The 5,080-nt window shown below is 46.6% G+C and carries 11 protein-coding genes; all 11 read right to left on the reverse strand.

Going from position 1 to position 5,080, the window contains the following annotated elements; all coding sequences use genetic code 11:
* Nucleotides 1-538: hypothetical protein (locus QUA24_RS26650; protein WP_333233389.1), on the reverse strand; the 538-nt coding region annotated here is incomplete at its 3' end.
* Nucleotides 522-989 (reverse strand): hypothetical protein, encoded by a 468-nt coding sequence (locus tag QUA24_RS26655; RefSeq protein WP_333233391.1) that lies wholly within the window; start codon nucleotides 987-989, stop codon nucleotides 522-524. The genes QUA24_RS26650 and QUA24_RS26655, both read right to left, overlap by 17 nt.
* A gap of 9 nt (nucleotides 990-998) precedes the next feature.
* The gene (locus tag QUA24_RS26660; protein WP_333233393.1) at nucleotides 999-1,631 is read right to left on the reverse strand and encodes a hypothetical protein; all 633 of its coding nucleotides are present in this window, start codon (nucleotides 1,629-1,631) and stop codon (nucleotides 999-1,001) included.
* 106 nt (nucleotides 1,632-1,737) lie between these two features.
* Entirely contained in the window at nucleotides 1,738-1,995 is a 258-nt protein-coding gene (locus tag QUA24_RS26665) for a hypothetical protein (RefSeq protein WP_333233395.1), read from the reverse strand.
* 162 nt (nucleotides 1,996-2,157) lie between these two features.
* Nucleotides 2,158-2,814, reverse strand: coding sequence for a hypothetical protein (locus tag QUA24_RS26670; RefSeq protein ID WP_333233397.1), 657 nt, complete (start codon nucleotides 2,812-2,814; stop codon nucleotides 2,158-2,160).
* Nucleotides 2,750-3,184 carry a hypothetical protein gene (locus QUA24_RS26675; RefSeq protein ID WP_333233399.1) on the reverse strand — a complete coding sequence of 145 codons (435 nt, stop codon included), beginning with the start codon at nucleotides 3,182-3,184 and terminating at the stop codon, nucleotides 2,750-2,752. Before QUA24_RS26675 ends, QUA24_RS26670 begins: the two co-directional genes overlap by 65 nt.
* Nucleotides 3,185-3,244: 60 nt before the next feature.
* Nucleotides 3,245-3,481 (reverse strand): hypothetical protein, encoded by a 237-nt coding sequence (locus tag QUA24_RS26680; protein WP_333233401.1) that lies wholly within the window; start codon nucleotides 3,479-3,481, stop codon nucleotides 3,245-3,247.
* Between the two features lie 87 nt (nucleotides 3,482-3,568).
* A complete protein-coding gene (locus tag QUA24_RS26685) occupies nucleotides 3,569-3,826 on the reverse strand; it encodes a hypothetical protein (RefSeq protein WP_333233403.1) in 258 nt (85 codons plus the stop codon).
* An 84-nt stretch (nucleotides 3,827-3,910) separates the two neighbouring features.
* Nucleotides 3,911-4,189, reverse strand: coding sequence for a hypothetical protein (locus tag QUA24_RS26690; RefSeq protein ID WP_333233405.1), 279 nt, complete (start codon nucleotides 4,187-4,189; stop codon nucleotides 3,911-3,913).
* Nucleotides 4,190-4,196: 7 nt separating this feature from the next.
* Entirely contained in the window at nucleotides 4,197-4,667 is a 471-nt protein-coding gene (locus QUA24_RS26695) for a hypothetical protein (RefSeq protein WP_333233407.1), read from the reverse strand.
* On the reverse strand, nucleotides 4,667-5,080 hold a 414-nt coding region (locus QUA24_RS26700), incomplete at its 5' end, for a hypothetical protein (protein WP_333233409.1). The genes QUA24_RS26695 and QUA24_RS26700, both read right to left, overlap by 1 nt.

Genomic DNA, 5,080 nt, shown 5'->3' on the forward strand with positions numbered 1-5,080 from the left:
AAACCGACTCTGCCTCTACCTTGTCGCTCGGAGTAGTAATGTCATCCAACGTTCCTGGTTTGCCGTGAGGCAAAATTGGCTGCTGTACAACAGGTCTCCACCCGATCGCGTCCCTAAATTTCTGCTGAAGCTGTAGCGAGTGATAATCGACATCCGCTTGCGCTTCCATCTGAAGCTTTTTAAGTCTTGCACCGGCATAAATTTCGGCAGAAGCTTCGTGTTCCTTTAGTTGAATCCCGTTAAAAACGCCTTGTTTCTGCCAGAACATTTTTTGTTCTCTTTCATCAGTTCCAGCAAGGTGCATAGCAGCACCAAACCCTACGCAACCAACCAAGCCACCAAACAACCGAATCAAACCCGAACCGCCCTCAGTTTTAACAATTTTGCTATCAGCGGGAACGATCCAGTGGGGTTGGGTGCGCTTGCCTAGCTTGGTGCGAATTGTAAGTTGAGTATCAACTGGCAGATTAGCGCCAGCAAGTGTCAATCCACAAGCGCCGGCCAATAAAGCAAGAGAAATTTTAAGCCTGCTGGACATGACGACCTCCTAGCACCCATACTGCCAAAATTGCGACCATTACAAGCCCTAAAACGATCGAACCGCCGTACATAGTCAGAAAGTCGGCAACCGCGCCTATAATCGCTAAAATCGCGTCCCACTCACCAGCGGCTGAGCCGATCGTGATAGCAACTGCCGCCGCTTGGTATCCAGGGCGCTCCTCGTCTGTCCCAAATATTGCTTCACGACCGACTATGCCGATCGCAATTACCCGAAGCGCAAAACTGCCAAACGAAAGCCAGGGCAACATTCTAAAAATCAATACTGCTGTAGCTGTCCCGCTAGCCAATAAACCAAAGTGAGCTATCTTGTAAGCAGATTGTGAAAAGGCGATCCGTTTCTGGCCTTGCTCGGCAGTCATTGCTTGCGGCTTTGGCTGTTGAGCTTCCCAGGATTCGTAAGCGGCATATCCCTCTAAAACTCCGTCCATATTTCCTCCTTAAATTTTGAACCACGACGACACAGACTTAGAAATTGACTGAAACAACCCACCACCACCTAGAGATTTTTTACCCCCAACACTTGTAGATTCTCCGCGCCAGTACGCTTCCTGTTGTTGGCGGGCTACCGCTTCTTGATTTTTGGCATCGGCGCTGGCTTGAAGTTGCGATCGAAATGACCCTGCTTGAACCTTGAAACCTTGCTGCAAAAAACCAACTTCGATTCCATACCGGGCAGAAATCAACTCAATTTCTCCGCCAGCTTTGACTTGAGCCAACCCCATATCAGCGGTAAATTGCGCCTCGGTCTTGAGCACGTTTAACCGTGCTTTTTCCATGCGGTACAAAACAGCCGCCTTGTACTTGGCTCCTTCTTCAATACCGCTAGCAACATAGTCTGTAATTTCTTCGTCAGTCTTTAACCCGTATTTCAAAAGCTCAAGAGCCAACTCTTCAAGCTTTTTCATGCAATCCATAATCTTTTTTTGATTTTGGACGTAAATCTTAGATCGACGCGCTTGCTCTTGAGCTTTTTTGGCATCTAAAGAACTTTGATGGACTTGTTTGTCGGTGCAGTTGGCGACACTGCTGAAGCCTCTATCTCCTAAGTTTTTGACGAGGGCTGGGGTCATTGGGTTGTGTTGTATCACTCGTGAAAGCATTTTGCTCCTTTGGGTTGAATTTACAGAGAGCCAGCGGTTTTCTTGCTGTTACCGCTGGTTTTTGATTCTTCTCTTCTTACTTGAAAAAATCCAAAAACTTAGCCAGCCCTCCCTTTTCTTCTTGTTCCTCAGTTGCTTCGACATCAATTGCCTCGCCATCTTTCGACAAATCTTTGCGCTGAGGATCTGGCTTGGGAGTAGAGCCTATAACGTTTCCCTGAACCTGAATGAAATCTCCCTCAATCTTCTCGGTATAGTTCCCACCCTCGGTGTTAATAATACGGGTTCCAGGTTTGCCGTCCTCGAAATATTGACCGTTAATGATTCGTGGCATTAGATTAAACTCCTATTTGTTGAACTGATTAACACATTCCAGACATTTGATAAGCTATTTCACTTTGCCAACCTGACGGCGGACAGAATAAACTTTGTAACCACTTGAGCATTTGCTTTCTCCTGACTAAATTTTGGTCAGCATTGACCATAAAAACTAGACTTATACGCTCTCGGTCACAGAGGTTGATGATTTGCTGTGCAAGTCTTTGAGTATCTGAGTCAAATCGGATTGAGTCGCTGTTGCAGCCGATCGAGCATTTGCAATTGTTTCCTCGCTCTTTGAGTAGCTTTTGCAAGGATTCTCCAACTCCCCCAATAAGTTATTATCCTGTGACAAGAAACTTGCTCGATCGGCGGCTTGAATACTCAAATCAGCTTGATTAACTCCAGCAAAAGCCTGTTGAACTGCCATGTATGCGTCTACAGCACCTTGCTCGTTAGCAAGCCCTAGCAAAAGTCCTCGGTCTTGACCGCTGGCATATTCTGCTTGCACGGCGGCTTGAAACAGGTTGCCCGCTTGTGCGTTTTTGGCTTGTCGAGATTGAGATAGTTTGGTGTGTGTTTGGGCTGCGATCGACGGTGCGGAGTTTTGAGTTTGCACCATTTGCTCCTGTGGCTCCTGCTGCAGTTGTTCTGGTTCTAGTTGACCTGGAAGTTGTGGGCGAGCGATCGGCTGTTCTTCAATTTTTTTAAGCTGAGCAATCTGTTCGGGTGTCAAGTGAGTATCGTGGTTGATTTTTAGCCCGCCCTTTTTAGCCCGCCCCATGAGTTCCTGTATTGGCGTGTTCCATATTTTCGACAATTCGCCTAATTTCATAAAAATCCTCAAGTTCTTTCCAAAATTGTTGGTGATTGTAGGAATCTTGATGACTCGCTACGTGTTCTTCTAGTTCGGCGTAGGTTGGTTTTGGGAGGCACGACATATACCTCTTGATTTTTTTGAGCACCCATTGTTGATGGGCATTCCAGGGTCGTCTAGGAGCCCAGAGATATTCCCCTGTTTCTGGATCTATCAGGTAATCGTCAAGGGTAAAGGCAAGTATTTTGTCCCATTCCGCCACCGTGACCCACGATCGTTTTAACTGGACTTTACAGAAATCTCGCCGCCCCCATTCGGGATTGACTGAACGAAGTGCGAGGGCTTTAACCTGCCTCGCTGTGCGGACTTCAGAGACTGCGATGAACATTGTTCTTGGGCTTGTCGGTAATGTTCAGCGACCGATGTTCAGTCGCTAAATCAAAAAAAATTAACATCCGTCTCCGCGATCGGGTGTAGATTTGTCTGGAGCGGGCGTGACACAAATTGCGTCAGCGTAACCATAAGCACGAGCATTTCGATGAACTCGATCGGCTGCATCTTGAGGATTGTGACCAAGGGCTTCGATTGTCACATTGGGATTGTTAGCACGATGAACGACAACCAAGTGTTTTTGTGGAAACGGTTGTGACAAGCGTTGTTGAATAAGAATCTGGTGCAATAGCATTAAATTTTCTCCTTCTTTTAAACCAACAATAAACCCCTCGCTTGGAGGGGTCAACGATAAAAAATCGATAGTTTAAAATTGTTGATTTCAGAATCCGTAATCTCTTTCCCAATCACGCTTTAGGGTCGCAGCCCTAATCCGTGCCTGCCGGGAAAATTTCTGCTTTTCCTTCCATTTTTGGATCGTGCTAACTTCCCAGCCGAAACAAATTGCAAATTTTTCGAGGCTCCAGTTGTAGCGGTTTTGAGCCTTAAAAAGCAGTTCTATCGGGTCAAACTCCTCTGGTTCGACAATTGGAGGGGCTAAACCTTCCGATCTGTGCGAATTGCCTGATATATTAGACATATCGTTCTATTCCTGTGTTGATGAGTGTTAGCCTGGGATGCGATCGGCCCCGAGTGTTTGCTGCACTGTGGGGCATTTCAATTTTTACAAGTGAGCATCAAACGGTTTGGTGAGTTCTGCCAACAAAGCGAGTCGGGGTTTAGCATCGTCGATATGCCGAAAATCTGCACACACCAACGTCAACAAGTCCTTAAAATACGCTTGACCCAATTCATCTTCGGTAATAATTACAGAATCGGGAATCCCTCTAAACCACAATTGCAGCTTGTTTTGGGTAGTCAGACGAAACGAAACAATTTCATCGGTATCAATTCCCAAGTAAGGAATTTCACTTTTAAACCCAATATCAAACTGATTATTCATTGGAAATCTAATCTTCATCAACCACCTCCATAACTTTTAGTTTCCTCTCTGTCAAGCCCAGCGACTCCTCAACCTGTTGCACGAATTCCAGCAGTTGAACGTCCCCCATGTCCAGAATTTCTTGACGCTTTGCTTTGAAGCTCTTACTGTCGCCGTAAAAAAACTCTTGCAATAATTGGCAAATTTCAATTTTCTGCTGGCGTCGGCGATCAACAAACAAGGGATTAACTCGCACCAGCGGAGCCACGTTGGCGTTGTTCCTCGACAAAATCAAACTATTTATTAAGGCTTGATGCCCTCCAGCTTCTAGGTTTTTGGCTGCCCGGTAAATGGGAACTAGTTCGCAAATATCTAGATTGGTGGCATCAAAGAAAACGCCGTCTTCAAATGGGTCTGCTGGAAAAAACACGCGCTTGAAGTTGGTGGCGTAGTGTTCGGTGTCCATTTTGCGCTGATAATTTTCAATTTCGTCTGTCATCAGTCCTCCTGTTGCTTTCTCCGCTGCTGTTCGCGCTTGTTGTGGCACGGAACGCACACACACTGCACCTCTAAATGATTAATGGCGGCGTATCCGAGATAGTGGTCATATTCGTGTAACCTGTTGTGTCCAATGTGCCCGCAGTCGGTGCAGGGCACGGTTTGAGCGTGAGGTAAATTGCCTTTGCGAACTTCCCGGTTAACTCGGTTGCGGGCTTGCTGTTTGTCGCCGTCCCTGGGAGGGTGCACGGCAAAACCGCGAGGTTTTTGTTCTTCGGGCGGGACGGGTTTGTATCGAGCACGGTCTTTAGCTTGCTGACAATTTCGACAACAATTAGTTCGGCTGTCAACACTACCCCAGTCGCGATTGAATAAATCGAGCCGCTTAAAGTTGCGACAACGCCAACACCATTT

This window comes from Microcoleus sp. Pol12B5, assembly GCF_036701335.1.
Taxonomy (GTDB): Bacteria; Cyanobacteriota; Cyanobacteriia; order Cyanobacteriales; family Microcoleaceae; genus Microcoleus.

Bases quoted from the DNA above. Each gene is read 5' to 3' on its own strand.
- QUA24_RS26655 (WP_333233391.1), bottom strand. From the start codon at position 989: ATGGACGGAGTTTTAGAGGGATATGCCGCTTACGAATCCTGGGAAGCT.
- QUA24_RS26660 (WP_333233393.1), bottom strand. From the start codon at position 1,631: ATGACCCCAGCCCTCGTCAAAAACTTAGGAGATAGAGGCTTCAGCAGT.
- QUA24_RS26665 (WP_333233395.1), bottom strand. From the start codon at position 1,995: ATGCCACGAATCATTAACGGTCAATATTTCGAGGACGGCAAACCTGGA.
- QUA24_RS26670 (WP_333233397.1), bottom strand. From the start codon at position 2,814: ATGAAATTAGGCGAATTGTCGAAAATATGGAACACGCCAATACAGGAA.
- QUA24_RS26675 (WP_333233399.1), bottom strand. From the start codon at position 3,184: ATGTTCATCGCAGTCTCTGAAGTCCGCACAGCGAGGCAGGTTAAAGCC.
- QUA24_RS26680 (WP_333233401.1), bottom strand. From the start codon at position 3,481: ATGCTATTGCACCAGATTCTTATTCAACAACGCTTGTCACAACCGTTT.
- QUA24_RS26685 (WP_333233403.1), bottom strand. From the start codon at position 3,826: ATGTCTAATATATCAGGCAATTCGCACAGATCGGAAGGTTTAGCCCCT.
- QUA24_RS26690 (WP_333233405.1), bottom strand. From the start codon at position 4,189: ATGAATAATCAGTTTGATATTGGGTTTAAAAGTGAAATTCCTTACTTG.
- QUA24_RS26695 (WP_333233407.1), bottom strand. From the start codon at position 4,667: ATGACAGACGAAATTGAAAATTATCAGCGCAAAATGGACACCGAACAC.